Raw genomic sequence first — 20866 nt, 5'->3', positions numbered from 1 at the left:
CGGAAGGAAAGCTAAATATGCAGAATGATGCGTCAAATAATGCTCCAAATGGAACTTTGGAATTCGATCTCACGACTTACATCCCCTACCTGATCCATCAGAGCCACCTGGCGATATTCGACGAGTTCAGCGTGGGCCTGGCCGAGCGCGGCATTTCCCTGCCCGAATGGCGCATCGCCACCGTGCTGGCGCACCATGGCCGCATCCGCTTCGGCGACCTGGCTGGAGCGGCGGGCATCGAGCCGCCCACCCTGGCCCGCATGCTCACCGCGATGGAAGGCAAGGAACTGGCGCTGCGCCAGCCGTCCATGGAAGACCGGCGCGCCACCGACGTTCTGCCGACCGACGCCGGCATCGCGCTGGTGGCTTCGCTCGTGCCGCTGGCGGAGAAGGTGCAGGCCAAGGCGCTGGCGGGATTCACGGCGGACGAGACCGAGTTTCTGCGGCGCCTGCTGCGGCGCATGAAGGACAATGTGGCGCCGCCCAAGTGAGCGGCGGGGCAGAAACTCAGTCCGGCCGCATCGCCCAGCGGTGCAGGGGCGCCAGCAGCAGGCTGCACAACAAGGTGAAGCCGCCGATGATGATGAAGGCGCTCTGAATGCCGATGTGGTCCTTCATCACGCCCATCAGCGCCGGCGTGGTGAGCAGGGAAATGCCGAAGCCGACGTTGAACAGCGCCATCGCCGAGCCGCGGGTCTCCTGCGAGCTGATGTGGCGGATCAGCGTGTACACGTATGCGGTCACCACGGCGGTGGCCACGCCGAGCAGGAACATGAAGACGCCGATGACCAGCGGCTGCGTCGATACCGCCGTCAGCGCCACCAGCGCCGCCATCGCCAGCGAAGACAGCAGCGGCAGCCTGACGTGCTCCACGTCGTTCATGAAGCGGCCGAGGAAGAAGCCGGCAGCGATCGCGCCGATGCCGCGCAGCGCGATCAGGAGGCCGGCGAGATCCGGATGCAGCCCCTGCTGCGTCAGCAGGATGGGATAGAAGGAGAACAGCAGGGCGATCGGCAGCGCCGACAGGTAGGCGCCATACATGCTGTAAAGGATGGGGCGCGAACCGAGCAGCTGGCGGTAGGTGGCGAACGCCGACACGCCGGCCTTGCGCGCGGCCGTCGCCGCCGGCCGATAGATGATGGTGAACAGCAGGGCAATCATCCCGGCGCCGGCCATGATGGCGAAGCCGGCGGCATAGCCGGACAGCGCCACCGCATAGCCGGCAATGGTGCTGCCGGCGATCTGGCCGCCGTTGGTGGCGATGGTGAAGCGGCCCATCTGCCGGCCGGGATCGCCGGGCAGCAGGGTCACCAGCGCCAGATTGCCGGTCCAGAAGGTGGAGCGGGCGATCACCATCAGAAATTGAATGGCGAGCATCGAGGCGAAATCGTCCGCGGCCAGGAAGCACAAGGCCGCAATGGCGGTGATGGCGCAAGCCATGATGCAAAGGTTGCGGCCGCCGAGGCGGTCGGCCAGCGCGCCGCCGATCAGGCTGAAGCCGATGTGCACCACGATCGGCAGCGAGATCAGGCTGCCGATCTGCACGCCCGACATGCCGAGCGAGCGGGCATACAGCGGGATCAGGATGAAGGTCATGCCCAGCGCCGCATTCCAGACGAAGGAACTGATGAAGAAAGGCGCCACGCGAATAAGCGAGGCGGACGCCTGCGCGGCGGAATGGGTGGCATCGTTGAGCATCGGGCTTGGGCCTCTGGTGGTGATCGTGTTCGTCTCCCGCCATGCTGGAAGCAGCAGGGCGCCTGAGGCGGTCTCCACCGACAAGTATAGAGGGAGAAGGGAGGCATCGCAGGCGCAGGGCGCGCGCCGGTGCGTGAAGGAAGGAAGTTACAGCGTGGTATGAACCGTGGCGCGAATGGCGTTCATGCAGCGCTCAGATCGACTTCTTCACGGCTGCGTCCTTACCGCCCTGGCTGACCAGCTTGCCGTTGCTCACCACGACTTTTTCGCCGGGGGTCCATTGGCTGGTGCCATCCTCGAAGAAGGATTGAAAGGCGCCATTGTCCATCTTCACCTTGATGCGCGTCACCGAGCGCGAACGCTTCGGGCTGGCGGCGATCTTGCCGACGTAGCCGTTCGTTGTGCGGCCATCCGTCACCTGCTGGGATCCGTGGCCCGCAGGACGACGGTAGGTTTTCACGCTGGCGATCGTGCCGCAGCTGTCGCAGACGGTGGCATCCTTCGCCGGGCTGGCTGCGCGCCGGTCCGTTGATGCGGCGAAGGCCGCAAGCGAGCCGGCCACCAGGACGAAGGCGAGGACGCATTTGGCGAGGGAAAGGGGACGGTTGGGGAGAGAGGGCATCTTCATGGCGGGAAAGTGGTTGCTCGGGATGAGCATGGACAAAAGCTTACCTGCAGGAATGGCCATGCACAATATCGTGTGGTTAATAGCAACGGTGTTATATCCAGACAAAGAACGGGCCGAACCGCCGACAGGCCGCTTCAGCCCTTATGGCAATCCGACCACTTACCTAATTCAAGGGAGGATCCTCACCTGCACGGGCAGCAAGTGAGGCTCATCGATAAACGACCCGCGCCGCGAGCGGCCAGGCGAGGACTAGGCGGATGCAGGGAACAGTCAGTTCCTGATGGCTTCGACCAAAAATGCAGTCATGGCCGGTTGAGTATTTCGGCGGCGCGCTTCGACGACTCATGCCGCCGTGAACGCAGAAGGCCAAATGCCCGAACGAGCCCCGGCCTGCGCTTCAGCGAGGCGTCCCTGGTTGCGTAAAAGACAGTTCATGAAGTATAACGACGGGTTCCATCGCGGCGAGCCGGCTCGCTTGGCAGGGATGTTCTGCCTGGACCTTCCCGCCTGGGCAGCGCCGCGATCAGGCGAATCGGGTCAATCGAAGAGGACGCGCGGGGCGTGTCGAGGAAGAGAACATGAAGGTAGTCATCGCGGGGGCCGGCATCGGCGGCCTGACACTGGCGCTGATGCTGCAGGAAAAGGGCATCGCCGTCGAAATCTACGAAGCAGTGTCGGAAATCAGGCCGCTCGGCGTCGGCATCAATCTGCTGCCCCATGCGAGCAAGCACCTGTGCGACCTCGGGCTGGAGGAAACCCTGGCCGGCAAGGGCATCGAAACGTCCACCCTCGCTTACTACAACAAGCTCGGTCAGGAAATCTGGCGCGAGGCGCGCGGACGCGCCGCCGGCTATGCCTATCCGCAGTTCTCCATCCACCGCGGCGAGCTGCAGATGACGCTGCTCGACAGCGCCATCCGGCGCATCGGCGCCGACCGCATCTACGCCGGCCACGCCTTTGCCTCCTTCGAGCAGGTGGCCGACAAGGTCGTCGCCACCTTTACCCGCCGCGCCGACAACAGCGAAGTCAAGGTGGAGGCCGACGTGCTGGTCGGCGCCGACGGCATCCACTCCGCGGTGCGCAAGTTCCTCTATCCAACCGGCGACCTGCCGCGCTTCTCGGGGCGCATGCTGTGGCGCGCGGTGACCGAGGCCGAACCTTTCCTCGACGGCCGCAGCATGTTCATGGCGGGACATCAGAACCAGAAATTCGTCGCCTATCCTATCTCCGAGCCGCTGCGCCGCGAGGGCCGCTCCCTGATCAACTGGATCGCCGAGCTGCGCGTGCCGGAAGGCGAGCTGCCCGCCTCGGACTGGAACCGCAAGGTCGACAAGTCGGTGTTCGACCAACCCTTCGCCGATTGGAAGTGGGACTGGATCGACATCCCCGCCGTCATCCAGGGCGCGGAGGAAGTGTATGAATTCCCGCTGGTCGACCGCGACCCGTTGCCGCGCTGGACCTTCGAACGGGTGACGCTGCTCGGCGATGCCGCCCATCCGATGTACCCCATCGGCTCCAACGGCAGCGCCCAGGCCATCCTCGATGCGCGCTACCTGGCAGATTGCCTCGCCGGCGAGCCGAGCATCTCCTATGCGCTGCGCGAGTACGAGGCGGAGCGCCTGCCCCGCACCGCCGGCATCGTGCTGCGCAACCGGATGAACGGCCCGGAGCAGGTGATGCAGCTGGCGGAAGAGCGCGCGCCGAACGGCTTCGCGCACATCAACGACGTTATCCCGCAGGAACAGCTGGAAGCCATTTCGCTGCGCTACAAGCAGCTGGCCGGCTTCGACAAGCACACCGTCGGCGCGGCGAAATGACGGCCGCGGCAAATGAAAGCGCCGGGCTGCGCAAGGTCGCCCGCACCAGCCCCTTCGCCAATCCTGGCAAGCCGTTCGAGGCCGGCATCCGCTTCCTCGGCGTGAGCGACATGGCCAGCGGAATCCCGACACAGGGCGCGGTGACGGTACCGGACCATGCGGCCACGCCGGACGACGAAGCCAGCAAGGCGTTCCCGAAAGCCTATGCCGCCGCCAATCCGCAGCGTCTGCCGGCGACTTTCGCCGCCGTGGCGGCCCACGACACCATGGGCATGATTGCCGAGACGGTGCGCAAGCTCAATGGCGGCACGAGGTCATCGGCGTGCTGAAGGATGCGCAGCCGGAGCAGGGATGAAGCGGCCTGTCCGCTCGGAATCATTCCGCGCGGAAGCGGCCGCCGCGTTTTCCTGCCGTGTCTGAAGGTGCCTCGTCTCGTATTGCAAAGACAAAGCGGCCATACGGATAGCGGACTTTACGTCGCTGTCAAACCATGCTGCCGCATTGCTTGGAGGAGAAAACGATGAACACTTCCGACGACCTGCTGCGCGATGCCTACGCGATCATCGACGGCATTCCCGCCGACCGCATCCGTTTCGGCCCGGCATGCGCTGCGCGCGGACCATCGCTGACCGAGGGCACCGTCTGTGCGCCCGAGGGCTGGCTGGCGCAGCATCCGCAATTCCAGGCGCTGGGCTTGTCCCTGTCGCCCGATGGCAGCCGGCTGCTGCTGCATGGCGAACCGGGATTGACCAGCCCGGCCGGCATCATGGCGGCCGTGTTCGGCCTGCCGGCCTACGAGGCGCAGCAGCTGTTCGGCGAGCGGCACGTCTTCGCCGGCGCGGATGAGTCCGGCGCTGCCGACAAGCAAGCCTGGCTGCAGCGCATCCAGGATTTCCTCCATGCCGGCCGCCGCCGGGAAAGGGCACAGACCGCCGATGGCGATGCCGATGCGGACCTGTTTCCCGAGCCGGACGAGGATGCCGCTTCGCCCGCCACCTTCGAAGAAGAGCCGCTGTCGGCGACGGTGGCGTCCTCGCAGGTGGAAACCATCGATGAAGTGCGCCTGCCCGATCCGGAGCGGCAGACCATGCCTGCGCCGCGTTCACCCTGAGACCGGGTTCGACCATGCCGCTTGATGGGGCGCGTCATGGATTGCATATAGGTGCTGCTTGACGCCCTCGGGCACCCGCCTCGCTCGGCGGGTTCACATCTGGCCGAGTTGCGTTCGGCAAGCCTGGTGCTGGAAACAATTCTCTCCGGCGGCGTAGGTCGGCATGCCGGGTCCGCTGCGGGCATGCCTGACGGCGGAGTTGACCGGGTCGGTCAGCAGCGATTGGCAGCCCAGGCTTGCCAGAACCAGCAATGCGAGCGCCAAGGTGTTTCGATTCATGTTCGCCTCTTCATGTCATCTGCCCGCATGGCGGAGCGGCAATAGGGCGATGATGGAACCCGAACCTGACGAACGCCTGAAAAAACCGGGGCCGGCTTTGCTGGGCGACAAGCGAGCGGTAAAAATAGTCCGGGAATCGGCAGCGACAGGCGAGGGATGAAAAGCGGACGCGGACCCTGGCGCCGGTCCGCGTTCCCGCAAGCCCATATGAAACGGTTGCGAGCCGGACTGCAGCAGCGCCGCCATCCGGCTCCAACGCATGCCGAGGTCAGTCCGCGTGCATGCCGGACTCGCACTGCGCCGGATCCTTGCGGCACATCTGCTGGTAGGCCAGGAGGGCTTTCTTGCGCGCCGCCATGGCCGCCGGCGTCTTGAACGGCGCCAGGATCTGCGCGCGCGGATAGACATTGCCATTCTTGACCACGATCTCGACATTCGCCGCCGCCGTCAGGTCCTGCAGCGGATTGCCCCGCACCGCCACCAGGTCCGCCAGCTTGCCGACCTCGACCGATCCCAGGTCCTTGTCGAGGTAGCTCATCTTGGCGGCATTGATGGTGATGGTCTGCAGCGCCTGCAGGTTGGACATCACCAGGCCGGCCCCGCGCAGGTTCAGGTGCACCGAGATGCCCGGCACCACCAGCGGCGAGTCGGTGCCGTTGGCCACCAGTCCGCCGGCGTTCAGCACCTTGGCCTGCTGCTGCGCATCCTTGCGTATCGTGTCGAGCTGGACCGCGGTCGGCTGGGTCGCCGTCTGCAAGCCGTTCACGAAATTCGGCGGCACCAGGATGAAGCGGTCGTCGCTGACGATGCTCGCATCCTGGCCGGCCAGGGCCTGCGCGGAGAACAGCGTGTCGATCAGGTGGAAATCTCCCTTGGCGTGGAGATCATAGGCATCCTGGTAGGTGATGCCGTTGACCGACTTCGACCAGCCATAGCCCATGCGCTGCGTCGCCGACAGGTGCGTGGTGCCGCCTATGCCGGTGGCTGCGCCCGGCGACAGCATGTGGGTGCCGGTCGGAATGCCGTTGTTCAGGCCGGCCTGGGCGATCCTCGTCATGATCGGGATCGGCGCACGCACGTAGGACTTGAGGAAGTCGGCGCTGAACTCGCTAGCCTTGGCGATCTCCTTGTCCGCGATCTCCGGCGTGCGCAGGGTGCGAGCGAAGTTGTAGAACAGGCGGTTGCCCTCCCACAGCGGCGGCGAGACGAACAGCCGCGGTCCGATCAGATTGCCTGCCTCCAGCGCTTCCCGGATCTCGGCGCTCTGATGGATCGGGCCGGCCACCGATTGCGTGGAGGTGATACCGTAGGCAAGCATCAGCGCGGCGATCTGGCCATACTGCCCGCCCTGGTACAGGGTGAGCGGATGGATGTGCGGATCCCACATGCCGGGCATGACGGTCAGGTCGGACGCATCGACGTACTTGTCGGCGGTGCGTTCGGCATCGGCCTGGTGGTCGCGGACGGCGCTGATGCGGTTGTCCTTGATGACGATGTCCACGTCGCGCCGCAGGCTGCCGCTCACCCCATCCCACAATTGGCCGGCGCGGACGATGGTGGTGCCGGTCGCCACCGCCTGGCGCCACTGGATGCTGACCGGGATGTCGCGCCCGCCGCTGCCGTCGGCCTGGATCGTCTTCAGCTTGGTGCCGGACTTGTACAGGATGGTCGATGAATCGCCGGCCCAGGACGGGAGGTCGGCCACTTCGCTGGTGATCGCCTTCGGATCGCCGTCGGGCGAGCCATCCGCCTTCACCGGCATCACGTGCAGCACCGAATCCATGATGAAGGCCACCTTGCGGCCGTCCGGCGACAGCACGGCCGCGCCTTCGTCGCGCTCCGCGATCTGCTTCGGCGCCGGGGCCACCGCATAAAACTTCGCGCTCTTGCTGCCGATGTCGATCACCCGCAGCTTGTTGTAGCCTTCGCGGAAGCGGTTGTTGATGCGCTCGTTGTCCACCACCATCACCTTGCCGCCGTCCGGCGTCCAGGAAGGCGTGCTGACCTGGGTGCTGACCGACGGGATGATCACCTGGGCCGTCTTGCTGCCCACGTCCCACAGTTCCAGCTGGCCGGACAGGGTGGAGTAGGCGATGCGGTCGCCGCTGGGCGACATCTTCGGCGTTACCATGGACTTGCCGGTGATGGACGCCAGCCGGGTGCGCTGCCTGGTGGCGATGTCGATCTGGTCGATGGCGAGCGCGCCCGCATTTCCTTTCTCCGACGAGAAATAGACGGCGCTGCCATCCGGCGTCCACTGCGGATTGCCATCGCGGTCGGTGTCGTTGGTCAATCTCACCGGCGCCTCGCCGATCTTCATCACCCAGACATCGTTGAGGGCGACGAAAGCGATGCTGTTGCCGTCAGGCGAAATCGTCGGGGCGCTGATGCCTATCACCTGGCGCGTTCCCAGGGCATTGAAGCCGCGGTCGCGCGTGGCGGAGATCACCGGGCGGCGCACCGTCAGATTGGCGGTGAAAGGCACTTCGGTCCGGCTGCCGCCGCTGGCATCGCGGATGCGGATCTTGCCATCGGCCGAATACACGAAGCGGCCGTCGGGCAGCCAGCGCACCGGGAAGGGGAACAGGTCCTCGTTGCTCACGACGTCCTGGCCGCCGACGTTCAGGCCCTTGGCTTCGGATTGATAGATGAGCCCGCTGCCGTCCCGGTTCCAGGCCGGGATGGTGCCGGTGCCGGCCTGGACCGGCGTGCCGCCGGCCAGCGCCACGGTGTAGAGCTTGCCGGTGTCGGCGAAGGCGAGCTGCTTGCCGTCGGGAGACACGATCGGATTGCTCTCCGCGCCGTTGCCCTTGGTGATCTGCTCGTACTGCCCGCCGTTTAGCTTGAAGCTCCAGATCTTGTACTGGCCGTCGCCGCTGCGGTCGGAGGCGAACACCAGGCCGCTGCCATCGGGCAGCCAGGCCGGCTCGCGGTCGTCGAAGGGGCCGGTGGTCAGTTCCCTCGGGTTGGCGCCGTTCGCATCCACTGCCCACAGGTGGTAATTGCCTTCGGGCGCATAGTTCTGGAACACGATGGTATTGCCGTCAGGCGACCATACCGGAGCGGTGGGTTCGAGCTGCCAGCCGGTGAGCCGGACGGCGTTGCCGCCGGCGATCGGCACCAGCCACAGCGCGCCCTGCGCGGTGAAGGCCAGCTTCTGCCCATCGGGCGACGGCGCCACCGCCATGTTGGTGCCCTCGCGCAGTTCGACCGTCACATTGCGGGTATTGCCCGTCAGCGTGTTCAGCTCGTCGACTGCGGCAATCTGCGCATCGCGCGTGGCCGTGCCGGTGTTCGCGCTCGACGCATTGCCCTTGTCGTCGCCGCCGCAGGCAGCGAGCAGCGCTGCGGTCGATACGATCAGCGCCAGCGGCCTGAGGCGCATGGCCGAGGGCGCCTTCGTCTCGCGTGAGAGCAGGGGAAGCGGCGCGGGCATGGCCGCGCCGCCCGGGTGAGAGGCTTGCTTTGTCATCGATGTCTCCGTCCAATGGGTATGTTCTTGATCTCTCCCCCTGTCTTCACTATCGATCGCGCCTCGGGCTTTTCAAATCTTTCTTCCACCCGGTTGAGACGCCGCAATCGCGGCAATGGCCCGCCGCGCTGCATGTCGCCCTCATTTCTGTCCCGAGTTCATCGCGCCATGAGCGCCGTTGTGTTGCGTGCGAGCGGATTGAACGCAAGCGACTGCTGGCCACCAAGAGCAGCCTCAAGCTTTCAGCGGATTGCTGCAGCTCAAACATCGTGGCTTTTTGCTTCGGTTATGCCTGCGCGCGTGATGCGGTTGCGAGATCATGTCAACCGTAAATAGTCGGGGTCGTTAGAGGAACTGGCACATCGCCATTCACGAAAAACTAGGAGGGACATGTGATGAAAAGAATGATTCTGGTTGCCATGAGCTTGATGCTGTCGTCCGGACTGGCCCTGGCGCAAGCGCCGTCGGCGGCAACGAAGGGCGACGCGGCTGCAGCGAAGGGCGATTCGGCCGCGGCGACCAGCTGCGAGGCGAAAGCCGTGGACAAGAATGGCAAGCCGCTGGCCGGCGCCGCCAAGACCTCCTTCATGAAGAAATGCGAAGGCGGCGGGAAGTCGAGCTGCGCCGCCAAGGCGGTCGACAAGAATGGCAAGCCGCTGGCCGGCGCGGCGAAGAACTCCTTCATGAAAAAGTGCGAATCGGATTCGGCCAAGGGCTGATTCCTGGCTGCGGTCCGAAATGCAAGCCCGCGATGCGGGCTTTTTTTCGTCTGCGCGTTCCATCCCGCTGCCAGCGGCGACACTGCCTAACCACGAAAAGCTGGCAGGACGCATCGGCGATGCTGCCCTGATCCTCTGCCATGTTCGATATTTCCCGATGATTCCCACTGGAGCCGGCATGCATGAAGCAGTATTGAAGTTTTGGTTCGAGGAAACCTCGCCCAAGTCCTGGTGGTCGGCCGACCCGGCATTCGATGCGCTGCTGAGGCAACGCTTCCTGCCGCTGCTCGACCAGGCGCGGCAGGGCGAACTGTTCGGCTGGCGCGCCACGCCGCGCGGCCGGCTGGCGGAAATCATCGTGCTCGACCAGTTTTCCCGGAACATCCATCGCGACACGCCGGCTGCCTTCGCCCAGGATGCAATGGCATTGGCGCTGGCTCAGGAAGCCGTGGCCCACGGTGCGCTGCAAGCGCTGGCCGACATCGAACGCGCCTTCCTGTTGATGCCCTACATGCACAGCGAATCCCGGAAAATCCATCAGCTGGCCGAGGGCCTCTTCCGAGAATTCGCGCCGGAGGACAACCTGCGGTTCGAATTGATGCACAAGGCCATCGTCGACCGGTTCGGGCGCTATCCCCATCGCAACGACATACTGGGGCGCCCATCGACCGAGGAAGAAATCGCGTTCCTCAAGCAGCCCGGTTCGCGCTTCTGACGCGGCCGCTTGCCTCGGCGCCGGCAGGATGGCCCGGCTTTGGGCAAAATAGTCCAGCGCACCCCAACGCACCCCCAACGCACCCAACAGAAAGAAGGACCAGATTGAGTTTCAAGTTCATGCTCGTGCGCGAGGCGGGCGAGCCCCCGTTCGATCAGCCGGCCATCGTTTTTTCGGAAACCACCAGCCCGGGCCTGGTGCCGCTATGGGAAGCGGTCGGCATCTACGATCTGCTTTACAACAGCGACGGCTGCATGGCGAGAGATGTGTCGCGCGACCTGGCCTACGGCCTCGACCGCATCATCCATGAGCCGGCGCTGGCCAGGATGCTGCCGCCGGCCCAGGGCGGCTCGATGTCGGAGGCGGTACGGTTCCTCGAAAACGTGGTGCGGGGCTGCACCCGGCATGCCTCGGCGCGGATCCAGACCAGCTAAGTGGCTGCGCACATATCAAACAAATACTGATCAGGCATCTGGGAACACGGTCAGCCCAGCTCGCCGCGGGACATCTTCGCCTCGATCACCTTGAGTTCGATCTCGATCGCATTGGTGCTGATCAGGATCTCGAACAGCGAGAAGAACAGTGATCCGATCAGCAGCACCACGCTGCCGCCGAACAGGTATTGGGCGGTGCGCTCGAACTCGAGCAACAGCAGGAACATGGCGCTGGCGGCGAGAATGAAGCTGAGCACGCCGAGCGCCTGCATGCGCCTGATGAGACGCAGGCGCAGACCGAGGTTGGCGATCTGGCGCGCCACGGTCTCGGTGAGATTGTTCTGGTTCTGGTTGTGCAGATGGCGTATCACCTGGGTGAGCACCACGAAGCGGTTGGTGTAGGCCAGCAGCAGCAACGAGATGGCGGGAAAAACCAGGACGGGGGTGGTCAGGTTCATGGCGTGGCTAGGTCGGGTTGAGCGCGCAGTGCGATGGATCGAGGGTTGCCGGCAGTCTCGAGGCACGGGCCGGCGGACGCTCTCGTCACCGCCGTAATATACGTGCGGGCTTCAGGTGTTGCTAATTGATATTTTCCATATGGGCCATTTCCGGCGGAAATGGCGACCCGATGTTGCGCGCGCATGAGGCGGATGCGGAAACCTGCCCCTATTCCCCGAGCGCAAAGAAAAAAGCCCGGCGCCTTGCGGGGCCGGGCAAATCCAATTCAAGGAGAATCAGAGGAGACAAGTGCATCTTAAAGGCGGGTGTCGGGCCTGTCCAATACAGGGATCGCATAAGCGGTATTCACGTGCCTGATGCTCTTCTTCCGCGAAGCGTCGGCACGAATGATGGCCGCGCCAGCCGCATTGCCGACCATGCGCAGCAAGGCGCCTCTGCATAAATCGTTACAAAAACCGGCTTGCCGCTACCTGCGCTGCTGCCTTTAATGAATGAAGGACGATTGTGGACACCGACGGAGGGGACATGACGATGCGTGCTCCGAGACGGCGCCAAGCCTGGCTGGCACTCGCCATGCCGGCCTTGCTCGCCGGGTGCGTCGCCGTTCCGGTCGACAGCGGGCCGGCGTACGGCAGCGCCGTCATCAGTTCCGGCTATCCCTATGCGGCACCCTACTACGGGCCCTATGGCCCTTATGCGCCTTATGGGCCTGCCTTTCGCCCGGCGCCTTTCTATCGCGCCTGGCCGCATCACCATCACTTCCATCCGCATGGCGGCGCGTGGCATTCGCATCAGGGCGCACCGAACCGGCCGGGCCACGGCTTCCGGCGCTGACCGTCACGAGCAAGACAATGGGTGCTTACTACAGCATGCGTTGATAAAAGTTACCAAGCGCGCGGGGTTGGGTGGTGAAGGGAGGGTCTTCTTTGAAGCGGCAGGCGGCTGCGCATGGCGTTCGCTGCGTGCCGATCCGCGCCTGCGGAGTGCGCTTCGGCCGGCGGCAACCTGCTTTCCTGTTCAGGCCGCCTTCACCTCGATGTAATTGAAGGCTTGATAGCACTTGTGCTTCAACAGCTTCTCGCCCCGGATGGCCAGGTAGCGCACCGTCAGGCCGTGATATTTGTCCCGCACCGCCTGTTCGTCATCCTGAGGGGCCAGCAGGACTTCCTTGGTATCGAGGTTCACCGGATAGTATTTCGCACGGTTAATCTTCATCGCTGATCTCCTGTTTGCAGAAGAAGCAGCAATCTCCATGCCACATCCCGGTGCATCCCCGCCGCCGCCTCGAAGCGTCGGCGCCGATCCGGCTATGTCATCTACCGTACATGGCGAGGAGCATGCGGCCAGGCTTCGAGGACATGCAGCGAGACTTCGCCGTCGGTCGCGTTCACTCCGGCTTGATGTTGATGGCCTTGGTCAGCCGGCTCCACATCGCCGATTCTTCCTTCGTCATGGCCAGCAACTCCGACGGCGTGCTGGTCTTGATGATCAGGCCCTGCTTCGACAGGTTTTCCTTCACCGCCGCATCGTTGAGCGCGGCGATGATCCCCTGCCGATAGGCCTCGACGGTATCCGGCGGCATTTTCGGCGTGCCCCAGACGGCGAACCAGGGATCGGCATGGTAGTTTTTCGCGCCCTGTTCCTGAAGCGAGGGGATTTCCGGAAAGCCGGGATGCCGGTCGCGCAGCGAGCCGCCGATGATCTTGATGCGGCCCGCATTGCGCAACGGGACCGCCACCTGGATCGGCAGGAACATGGTCGGCACCTGGCCGCCGAGGAAATCGTTCACCGCCGGCGCGGAGCCCTTGTAGGGCACATGCTCCAGTTTGACGTCGATCGCCTGCAGCAGCAGTTCCATGAACAGGTGGTGGTGGGTACCGCTGCCGGGGGAGGCATAGAACAGCCCGGACCTGGCGCGGGCCCAGGCGATGAACTCCTGCAGGTTCCGCGCCGGCACATCCTTGTGCACCGCCAGCACGAAGGAACTCGATACCGCCTGCGTGACCGGGGTGAAGCTCTGCAGCACATCGAAGTCCACGCCCTTGTAGAAGAGAGGCAGCGTGACGGTGGTGGCCGGCACCACCATCAGCATGGCGGGATCGCTCGATTGGGCGACGTACTTCATGCCGATCATGCCCGAGGCGCCCGGCTTGTTCTCGACCATGTAGTTCATGTTCAGGCGCTTCTGCACCACCGGCCCGATGGCGCGGGCGATCGTGTCGGGCGTCGTCCCCGGCGTCAGCGGCACCACCATGCGCAGCATGTTCGACTGCGCGCGCGCCGCGCCGGCGGCCATCAGTCCGGTCGCGGCGGCCAGTCGCAGCACGTCTCTTCTTCGCCTATCCATGTCTGTCTCCTCTTGATTGCCCACATGCGCTGCCGCATCGCTCAAGCCTGAACGATGCGCCGATACAGGATGCCAGGCCCGTTTCGCGCCGGACGCCTGCCGCCCGCGGCATCAGCGGCCGGTGGCCACCTTCGCCACCAAGGCGGGATCCTCCGGCGGCTGCTGGCCGCGCCAGACCACATGCATGTCGGGACGCAGCAGGATCAGGTCGAAGCCGTAGATTTCCCGCGCCACCTGGTCCGGCATGTTCAGCACGGTGAACGGCGCCTGCAGCGACTGGAAGGCCTGCTGCAGTCCGGCGACGTCGGCGCGGCTGCCGCCGAGCACCAGCAGGGTGTAGCCTTCAGGGATGCGGTCCTGCAACGCCGTGCCATCGTCCAGCCAGACATGCGGCAGCCGCGCTCCCGGCCAGGTGGTCGGCACATATTCGCGGAACAGGTGCTCCGGCCCGCCGGGGATATCCATGATGATCGGCGAATCGACGTAGCGGTAGCCCATCTCGGCGCCGATCATCTCGTTGGTCTTGCGCTGCTCGACGTCGGCGGTGCGGGCCAGGATCTCGCGCGTCTGCCGTCCTTCCAGCGTGTTGTCGCGAATGTTCGGGCGGTACATCGAGCGCCATTTGCGGCGGCCGATGGACGCATAGCGGGAGGCGCCGATATTGCGCTCGCCGACCTGGCGCCGCTCGTGCTCGTAGGAATCGAGCAGCTTCGCGCCGCCCCAGCCCTGCAGCGTGGCGGCCAGCTTCCAGGACAGGTCGAAGGCATCGCCGACGCCGGTGTTCATGCCGAGGCCGCCGGTGGGGATGACGAGGTGGGCGGCGTCGCCCGCCAGGAACACGCGCCGGTCGCGGTAGCGGTCGGCCAGCAGCAGGTTCTGGCGCCAGGGCGCGCAGGACAGCATCTCGTACTCCACCGGAAAGCCGACCGCCTTCTCGAACTGCGCCTTCATCTCCTCGTCGGAACCGACCACCGCATGCAGCGTCCAGTGCTTGGTCGAATCCTGCATGATGAGGAAGGTGGCCTTGTCGTCGGCGATGTGATAGTGGCGTCCGCGTCCCGGCCCGTTGCCGTGCGGCAGCCGCTCGAACAGGTCGGGGCAGTAGAACAGCGCCTGGCGCAGTTCCATCAGGCCGCCTTCACCGCGCAGCTTGATGCCGAGCTGGCGCCGCACGAAGCTGGCGCCGCCGTCGCAGCCGACCATATAGGTGGCGCGCACGTTCTGGCTCTCGCCGCCGCGCGTGATGGTGGCGCTGACGCCATCCGCATCCTGCTCGAAGCCGGTCAGTTCGTTGCCGTAGCGTACCCGCACCGAGGGCAGGGTTTCCGCCACCGACTTCAGCAGCGGCTCGAGCGAGTATTGGGAGATCAGCTGGTAGGGTTCCAGCGGCGAGCTGCCATCGTTGGTGACGCGGCAGTCCGCCTTGGCTTCATCCACCGAGGGATAGCGCAGCCGCAGCAGCGGCGGCTCCTTCAGGCTGAGCGCGACATATACGTCCATCGGGCAGTCGCCGCGCAGGCCGGCGGCGCGGATCTTGTCCGCCAGGCCGATGCGGCGGTACATCTCCATGGTGCGGGCATTGGCCCGTTCCATCTTGGGAAGAAACTGCGGCGCTTCCTTGCTCTCGATCAGCATGCAGTCGATGCCACGCTTGCCGAGGTCGATCGCCAGTGTCAGGCCGACCGGCCCGGCGCCGACGATCAGCACGTCTGTCTTCAGTGTCAATTTAGTCTCCTCCAACGCCTGCCGGCGGCCGGGATGCATGGCCGTCGGGATGCATTCTTTCGTTTCGATGAACGCATTAGACCAAGAACGCCATGGTCGAGGCAAACGAATAATTCAAATCAATTCATTCGGAATATCATATGAATCTTCGAAACCAACCATCACGGTGAAAAAGTGAACCCGGCCAGCATGAACGTATCGATGAAGCAGTTGCGCGCCTTCGTCGCCGTCGCCGAGCACCAGAGCTTCACCCGCGCCGCCGCGGCGCTGCATTCGACCCAGTCGGCGCTGAGCCTGACGGTGAAGGAGCTGGAAGAAGAGATCGGCTTCCGGCTGCTGGACCGCACCACGCGCCAGGTGGTGCTGTCGGAGTCGGGACGCGAATTCCATCGGCTGGCGCTGAAGCTGCTGGAGGAGTTTCGCAACGTGGTGCAGAACGCCTCCGACATCGCCATGCTCAAGCGCGGCGTCGTGCGCGTCGGCGCCACCGAAGCCACCGCCTGCTCGCTGATCGTCCCGGCCATCGCCGCCTACCGCGAGGCGCGGCCCGGCATCGAGGTGCAGCTGGTGATCACGCTCGCGTCGTCCATGTTCCATGCGCTGCGCAACGGCGAGGTGGATTACATCATCGGCCCGGAGTCGCTGCAGGATGCGGAGCAGGGATCGGCGGTGCGTTCCGAGCCGCTGTTCAGGAGCCCGGTGCGGGCCTGGTGCGCGCCGGGCCATGCGCTGGCGCGCAAGCCGCGCATCGAGTGGGAACAGATGCTGCGCACCGACCTGATCATTCCCGCCATGGATTTCTCCACCCGCATGGTGCCGGCGATCAGGCAGCATCTCGGCGCCGGCGTCGTCGAACGTTCCCTGGCGGATGCCGGCATCACCCGGCGCTGGGTGACCAACATCACCGCCGCCCTCAGCATGGCGCGGGCCGGCCTCGGCATCACCTTCGCCGCCGAGTATGTGCGGCCCCTTGCTGAAGCGTTTGGCTTGGAAGGCCGCCCGCTGCTGCGGCCGCAGCTGGACCGGGTGGTGGCGCTGCATGCGCGGACCGGCCGCAGCCTGTCGCCGGCCGCCGCCGGCTTCGCCGATTTCTTCCGCGACCACCTGCGCCGCGTCTCGCGCGAGGCCGCGTCCGGCATGATCCTGCTGCCCGAAGAGGAAAGGAAAGCAAGGCCGGCGGCTGCATTCGGCCACCGCCCGCGCCGCACGCGCGCAGGGCAAGTTGGGTAATATCGAGGCATCGCAACAAGGAGACGAACGATGCGCACGGCAACGGGCAGCCGCTGGTATTTCGGATGGAACGTGGTCGCGGCGGCAACGCTGCTCACCCTGCTCACGGTGGGCATGCGGCTCGGCATCGGGCCGTTCTTCCTGCCGATGGCGCAGGACCTTGGCTTCAGCCGCAGCCTGCTGGCCGGCATCATCGCCATCGGCATGCTGTGCTACGGGCTGGCCATGCCCTTGGCGGGCTACCTCGTCGGACGCTGGGGCACGCGCGCGGTGCTGCTGACCGGCGCGGCGATCGTCGTCGCCGCCACCGTCTGGACCGTCATGGCGCGCACGCCGGCGACGTTCCTGCTGTCTTTCGGCGTGGCGATGTCCGTCGGCCTCGCCTTCACCAGCCCGGTGGCGCTGACGCCCGTCATCAGCCGCTGGTTCACCCGGCAGCGCGGCATGGCGCTGTTCTTCCTCTCCACCGGCTCCATGGCCGGCATGGCGGTGATGACGCCGGTGCTGACCTGGGCCATCGACGCCTTCGGCTGGCAGCACACGCTGCTCGGCTTCGCCGCCGGTTTCGTCGCGGTCGTGCTGCCATCGGCGCTGTTCGTCATCCGCGACGAGGCGCCTCGCCATGCGGACCTGCTGCCCGAGCAGATCGCCGCCGCAGGCAATGCGAAGGCGACGGCGGCGGATTCCCTGCGCTTCGGCCAGGCGGTGAAGACCGGGCCGTTCTGGAAGATTTTCCTCGGCCTGTTCGCCTGCGGCTTCAGCATGAACCTGCTCGGCACCCATGGCGTGCCGATGCTGATGGACCATGGCTTCGATGCAATGACGAGTTCCTACGGCATCGGCGTGATCGGCTTCGTCGCCATCTTCGGCACCCTGATCCTGGGCCGCATCTCCGACCGCCTGCCGCGCCGGAACATCCTCGCCACCATCTACTTCATCCGCGGCCTCGGCTTTTTCGCGCTGCTGCTGGTCGGCACCCATTGGGAGCTGTATCTCGCCGCCGCCATCGGCGGCATGGTGTGGGCCGGCAGCATCGCCTCCTCCTCCGCCATCCTGGCCGACGTCTACGGCGTGCGCCTGGTCGGCACGCTTTACGGCACCGCCTACCTCGGGCACCAGATCGGCGCCATGCTCAGCTCCTGGCTCGGCGGCTGGGGCTTCGAAACCTTCGGCAGCCACTGGATCGCCTTCGGCGCCTCGGGCGGCCTGCTGCTGGCGGCTGCCGTGCTCTCGCTGCGCCTGCCGGAAAAAGGCTTCATGCTGCGGGCGGCGCCGCTGGCGGCTCAGGCGGGCAGGGCGTGACGGCCGCACCGAAGGGGCCGCGCTTGAACGGCCACTGCCAATCGATCACGGCGCATCCCGCCGGATCCATCGACCAAGAAGGACGAGGAAACGCATGAAAGCGATACCGGCTTGCCATCCGGCTTCCGCCGCTCCCAGGCGGCGTTTCATCCTCGGCCTGCTGGCAACGGGCGCTCTCCTTGCCGGATGCGCCACGCATGCGCCGCATGCCGAGCGCGCGGCGCTGGCGCCCACCGGCACGCTCAGGGTGGCGGTCTATCCCGGCAGCCCGACCTCGCTGGTGGAGGCGGCGGCGCCGGAGTCCATGCGGGGCGTCACCGTCGACATCGGCCGGGCGCTGGCCAGGACGATGGGCGTGCCGTCGGAAGTCGTGGTCTATCCGCGCGTCGCGGAAGTGGTCGCCGCCCTGCAGCGCGGCGAGGCGGATTTCACCATCACTAACGCCAGCCAGGAAAGGGCGAAGCTGGTCGATTTCGCACGGCCGCTGGTGGACCTGGAACTCGGCGTGCTGGCCCGGCCCGGTTCGCGCATCGGCAACGTGGAGGCGATGGACCAGGCCGGCGCCACGATAGGCGTCAGCCAGGGCAGTTCGTCGGAACGGGTGCTCGGCGCGCGCCTGAAGCAGACCAGGATCAGGACGTTTCCCAATCTGGATGCGGCCAGGAACGCCTTGCTGGCCGGGGAGATTGATGCCTTCGCCACCAACAAGGGCATCCTGTTCGAGATGGCGGAGCGGGCGCCGGGCACTCGCGTGCTCGACGGCCGCTGGGGCGCAGAGCACCTGGCGCCGGCGATACCGAAAGGCCGCTCCGCCGGCAAGCCCTACCTCGAATCCTTCATCCGCGATGTGCAGGCAAACGGCGAGCTGGAAGCGGCCACCAAGCGTGCCGGGCTGCGCGGCACGCTGGCGCCCTCGCCTTGAGCATGATGGGCGTGGCGAGGCCTAAGCCACCGGCGTCGCCTAAGCCACCGGCGTCACCAGCGCACCCTCGTTGAAATAGCCGCGCAGGTTCTGCAGCACCAGGTCGGCCATCGCCTGCCGCGTCTCATGCGTGCCGCTGGCGATGTGCGGCAGCAGCACCACGTTGTCGAGTTCCAGCAGCGCCGGCGGAACGTTCGGCTCATCCACGAAGACATCGAGGCCGGCGCCCGCTATCCCGCCGGTCGCCAGCGCCCGCACCAGCGCTTCCTCATCCACCACCGTGCCGCGCGAGACATTGATCAGGAAGCCCTTGCTGCCGAGGGCGGACAGGATGTCGGCGGAAATCAGCTTATGCGTGCCGGCGCCGCCGGCCACCGTCACCACCAGGAAGTCGGCCCAGGCGGCGAGGTCGCGCAGTGCCGGCATGAATTCATGGGGCGCGTTCTCGGCGGGGCGGGAGTTGGTGTAGCGGATCTCCATGTCGAAGCCGGCGGCGCGCTTGGCGACGGCGCGGCCGATGCGGCCCAGGCCGACGATGCCGAGCCGCTTGCCGGTGACCCGGGTGGCAAGGCGGAAGCGGCCCTGCTGCCATTCGCCGCGGCGCACGAAGCGATCGGCGGCGGACAGGCCTCGCGCCGCATCGATGATCAGGCCGAGCGTCAGGTCGGCCACGCAGTCGTTGAGCACGTCGGGCGTGTTGCTGACGCGGATGCCGAGGCTGCGCGCGGCATCGACGTCGATCTTGTCGAAGCCGACGCCGAAGCTGGAAATCACCTTCAGCGAGGGCAGGGCTCGCATCAGTGCGGCATCCGCGCCCACCTGCGCGGAAGTCACCAAGCCGGCGAAGCGTCCGCCGTGCCGCGCGAGGAAGGCCTGCGGGTCGGACTCGGCCCAGAGCGGATGGATGTCGAACTCGCCGGCAAGCGCGGCTTCGAGGCTGGGCAACAATCTGCCGTGCTGGAGGATGGTCTTGTTCATGATGTTGCCCTTCAAGTTTGGAGCGTGGGGCGAAGCGGATCAGTCCAGCGAGATGCTCTTGTCGCGGATCAGCTTTCCATAGCGGCGCTTGTCTGCCTCGATCACCGCGCGGAACTGCGCAGGCGTATTGCCGGCCGGCGTGGCGCCGAGGCCGAGCAGGCGCTCCTTCACTTCCGGCTGGTTCAGCACGTCGCGCATGTCGGCGGAAATCTTGTCGACGATGGCGGGCGGCGTGGCGGCCGGCGCCAGCACGCCGATCCAGGAAATCGAGTTGTAGCCCGGGATGGCCGCCTCCGCCATGGTCGGCACCTCGGGCAGCGCCGGGCTGCGCTTGTCGCCGGTGACTGCCAGGGCGCGCAGCTTGCCGGCCTTGATGTGGCCGCTGGATTCGAACACGGTGGCGAAGGTCATCGGCACCTGGTTGCCGAGCACGTCCTGCACCGCCGGGCCGCCGCCCTTGTACGGCACGTGCATGAGCTTGACGCCGGCGCCATCGGCGAACAGTTCCGCCGCCAGGTGCATGGCGCTGCCGGCGCCGGAGGTGCTGTAGGCGATCTCGCCGGGCTTGGCGGCGGCGAGGGCGATCATGTCCTTCGGCGACTTCGCCGGCACGTTCGGATTGACCAGCATCACCAGCGGCAGCTCGGCGATCAGCGAAACCGGCGCGAAGGCGGTATCCGGATTGAAGGACAGCTTCTTGTACAGCGACTGGTTGATGGACTGGGTGCCGACATTGCCGACCAGGAGGGTGTAGCCGTCCGGCGCGGCGCGCGCCACCGCCTCGGCGCCGATGTTGCCGGCCGCGCCCGGCTTGTTCTCGACGATGACCGACTGGCCCCAGCGCTTGGAGAGCTGCTGCGCGATCAGCCGCGCCCCGGCATCGGTCCCGCCGCCGGGCGGGAAGGGCACCACCATGGTCACCGGCTTGGCCGGATAGCGGGCATCCGCATGGGCGGGGCCGAGGGCCGTGAAGCTGGCGGCCGCCACGGCTGCGGTGATGAGGAAGGTGCGCTTCATGCCGGTCGTCTCC

At 66.0% G+C, this 20866-nt stretch carries 21 protein-coding genes; 11 read left to right on the top strand and 10 right to left on the bottom strand.

What is annotated here, in order from left to right; all coding sequences use genetic code 11:
- Positions 1–56 precede the first annotated feature (56 nt).
- A complete protein-coding gene (locus tag CHB88_RS07475) occupies positions 57–491 on the top strand; it encodes a MarR family winged helix-turn-helix transcriptional regulator (RefSeq protein WP_176442367.1) in 435 nt (144 codons plus the stop codon).
- Positions 492–507: 16 nt separating this feature from the next.
- Here CHB88_RS07475 and CHB88_RS07470 read toward each other — a convergent pair whose 3' ends face one another.
- Complete coding sequence (locus CHB88_RS07470) at positions 508–1698, bottom strand: MFS transporter (RefSeq protein ID WP_089398682.1); 1191 nt, start codon at positions 1696–1698, stop codon at positions 508–510.
- A gap of 193 nt (positions 1699–1891) precedes the next feature.
- A complete protein-coding gene (locus CHB88_RS07465; protein ID WP_089398681.1) occupies positions 1892–2362 on the bottom strand; it encodes a hypothetical protein in 471 nt (156 codons plus the stop codon).
- 542 nt (positions 2363–2904) lie between these two features.
- Between CHB88_RS07465 and CHB88_RS07460 the strand changes: the two genes are divergently transcribed.
- From CHB88_RS07460 to CHB88_RS07450, 3 genes are all read left to right on the top strand, one after another.
- Positions 2905–4143: a flavin-dependent oxidoreductase gene (locus CHB88_RS07460; RefSeq protein WP_089398680.1), complete on the top strand. Its 1239-nt coding sequence runs from the start codon at positions 2905–2907 to the stop codon at positions 4141–4143.
- On the top strand, positions 4140–4472 hold the full coding sequence (locus CHB88_RS07455; RefSeq protein WP_089398679.1) for a type 1 periplasmic-binding domain-containing protein: 333 nt from the start codon (positions 4140–4142) through the stop codon (positions 4470–4472). Before CHB88_RS07460 ends, CHB88_RS07455 begins: the two co-directional genes overlap by 4 nt.
- A gap of 191 nt (positions 4473–4663) precedes the next feature.
- A complete protein-coding gene (locus tag CHB88_RS07450) occupies positions 4664–5254 on the top strand; it encodes a hypothetical protein (RefSeq protein ID WP_089398678.1) in 591 nt (196 codons plus the stop codon).
- A gap of 93 nt (positions 5255–5347) precedes the next feature.
- On the opposite strand, the gene CHB88_RS07445 is transcribed toward CHB88_RS07450, so the two are convergent.
- Both CHB88_RS07445 and CHB88_RS07440 read right to left on the bottom strand, forming a co-directional pair.
- Positions 5348–5533 carry a hypothetical protein gene (locus CHB88_RS07445; RefSeq protein WP_089398677.1) on the bottom strand — a complete coding sequence of 62 codons (186 nt, stop codon included), beginning with the start codon at positions 5531–5533 and terminating at the stop codon, positions 5348–5350.
- A gap of 268 nt (positions 5534–5801) precedes the next feature.
- Positions 5802–9005 carry an amidohydrolase family protein gene (locus tag CHB88_RS07440; RefSeq protein ID WP_089398676.1) on the bottom strand — a complete coding sequence of 1068 codons (3204 nt, stop codon included), beginning with the start codon at positions 9003–9005 and terminating at the stop codon, positions 5802–5804.
- A gap of 395 nt (positions 9006–9400) precedes the next feature.
- Between CHB88_RS07440 and CHB88_RS07435 the strand changes: the two genes are divergently transcribed.
- The 3 genes from CHB88_RS07435 to CHB88_RS07425 all read left to right on the top strand — a co-directional run bounded on the left by CHB88_RS07435 (position 9401) and on the right by CHB88_RS07425 (position 10873).
- On the top strand, positions 9401–9724 hold the full coding sequence (locus tag CHB88_RS07435) for a hypothetical protein (protein WP_089398675.1): 324 nt from the start codon (positions 9401–9403) through the stop codon (positions 9722–9724).
- Positions 9725–9902: 178 nt separating this feature from the next.
- Complete coding sequence (locus tag CHB88_RS07430; RefSeq protein ID WP_089398674.1) at positions 9903–10439, top strand: DUF924 family protein; 537 nt, start codon at positions 9903–9905, stop codon at positions 10437–10439.
- Positions 10440–10543: 104 nt separating this feature from the next.
- Complete coding sequence (locus tag CHB88_RS07425; RefSeq protein WP_245844807.1) at positions 10544–10873, top strand: hypothetical protein; 330 nt, start codon at positions 10544–10546, stop codon at positions 10871–10873.
- Positions 10874–10923: 50 nt separating this feature from the next.
- Here the strand turns inward: CHB88_RS07425 and CHB88_RS07420 are convergent, their stop codons facing one another.
- A complete protein-coding gene (locus tag CHB88_RS07420) occupies positions 10924–11331 on the bottom strand; it encodes a DUF2721 domain-containing protein (protein ID WP_089398672.1) in 408 nt (135 codons plus the stop codon).
- Positions 11332–11857: 526 nt separating this feature from the next.
- On the opposite strand from CHB88_RS07420, the gene CHB88_RS07415 reads away from it, so the two are divergent.
- On the top strand, positions 11858–12166 hold the full coding sequence (locus tag CHB88_RS07415; protein ID WP_089398671.1) for a hypothetical protein: 309 nt from the start codon (positions 11858–11860) through the stop codon (positions 12164–12166).
- A gap of 183 nt (positions 12167–12349) precedes the next feature.
- On the opposite strand, the gene CHB88_RS07410 is transcribed toward CHB88_RS07415, so the two are convergent.
- The 3 genes from CHB88_RS07410 to CHB88_RS07400 all read right to left on the bottom strand — a co-directional run bounded on the left by CHB88_RS07410 (position 12350) and on the right by CHB88_RS07400 (position 15404).
- The gene (locus CHB88_RS07410) at positions 12350–12547 is read right to left on the bottom strand and encodes a hypothetical protein (RefSeq protein WP_089398670.1); all 198 of its coding nucleotides are present in this window, start codon (positions 12545–12547) and stop codon (positions 12350–12352) included.
- A 172-nt stretch (positions 12548–12719) separates the two neighbouring features.
- On the bottom strand, positions 12720–13679 hold the full coding sequence (locus CHB88_RS07405) for a Bug family tripartite tricarboxylate transporter substrate binding protein (protein WP_089398669.1): 960 nt from the start codon (positions 13677–13679) through the stop codon (positions 12720–12722).
- Positions 13680–13790: 111 nt separating this feature from the next.
- Positions 13791–15404: an FAD-dependent monooxygenase gene (locus CHB88_RS07400; protein WP_245844806.1), complete on the bottom strand. Its 1614-nt coding sequence runs from the start codon at positions 15402–15404 to the stop codon at positions 13791–13793.
- Positions 15405–15578: 174 nt separating this feature from the next.
- Between CHB88_RS07400 and CHB88_RS07395 the strand changes: the two genes are divergently transcribed.
- The 3 genes from CHB88_RS07395 (at position 15579) to CHB88_RS07385 (ending at position 18858) form a co-directional block, all read left to right on the top strand.
- Complete coding sequence (locus CHB88_RS07395) at positions 15579–16634, top strand: LysR family transcriptional regulator (RefSeq protein ID WP_089398667.1); 1056 nt, start codon at positions 15579–15581, stop codon at positions 16632–16634.
- A gap of 30 nt (positions 16635–16664) precedes the next feature.
- A complete protein-coding gene (locus CHB88_RS07390; RefSeq protein WP_089398666.1) occupies positions 16665–17936 on the top strand; it encodes an MFS transporter in 1272 nt (423 codons plus the stop codon).
- 94 nt (positions 17937–18030) lie between these two features.
- Positions 18031–18858, top strand: a complete 828-nt coding sequence (locus tag CHB88_RS07385) for a transporter substrate-binding domain-containing protein (protein ID WP_089398665.1) — start codon at positions 18031–18033, stop codon at positions 18856–18858.
- A gap of 39 nt (positions 18859–18897) precedes the next feature.
- Here CHB88_RS07385 and CHB88_RS07380 read toward each other — a convergent pair whose 3' ends face one another.
- Positions 18898–19836 (bottom strand): 2-hydroxyacid dehydrogenase, encoded by a 939-nt coding sequence (locus tag CHB88_RS07380; RefSeq protein ID WP_089398852.1) that lies wholly within the window; start codon positions 19834–19836, stop codon positions 18898–18900.
- 39 nt (positions 19837–19875) lie between these two features.
- The gene (locus CHB88_RS07375) at positions 19876–20853 is read right to left on the bottom strand and encodes a Bug family tripartite tricarboxylate transporter substrate binding protein (protein WP_089398664.1); all 978 of its coding nucleotides are present in this window, start codon (positions 20851–20853) and stop codon (positions 19876–19878) included.
- Between the last annotated feature and the right edge of the window lie 13 nt (positions 20854–20866).

This window comes from Noviherbaspirillum humi (assembly GCF_900188095.1).
Taxonomy (GTDB): Bacteria; Pseudomonadota; Gammaproteobacteria; order Burkholderiales; family Burkholderiaceae_D; genus Noviherbaspirillum; species Noviherbaspirillum humi.
Note: the sequence above shows the minus strand (reverse complement) of the source record. Positions and strands in the feature narration are given on the sequence as shown.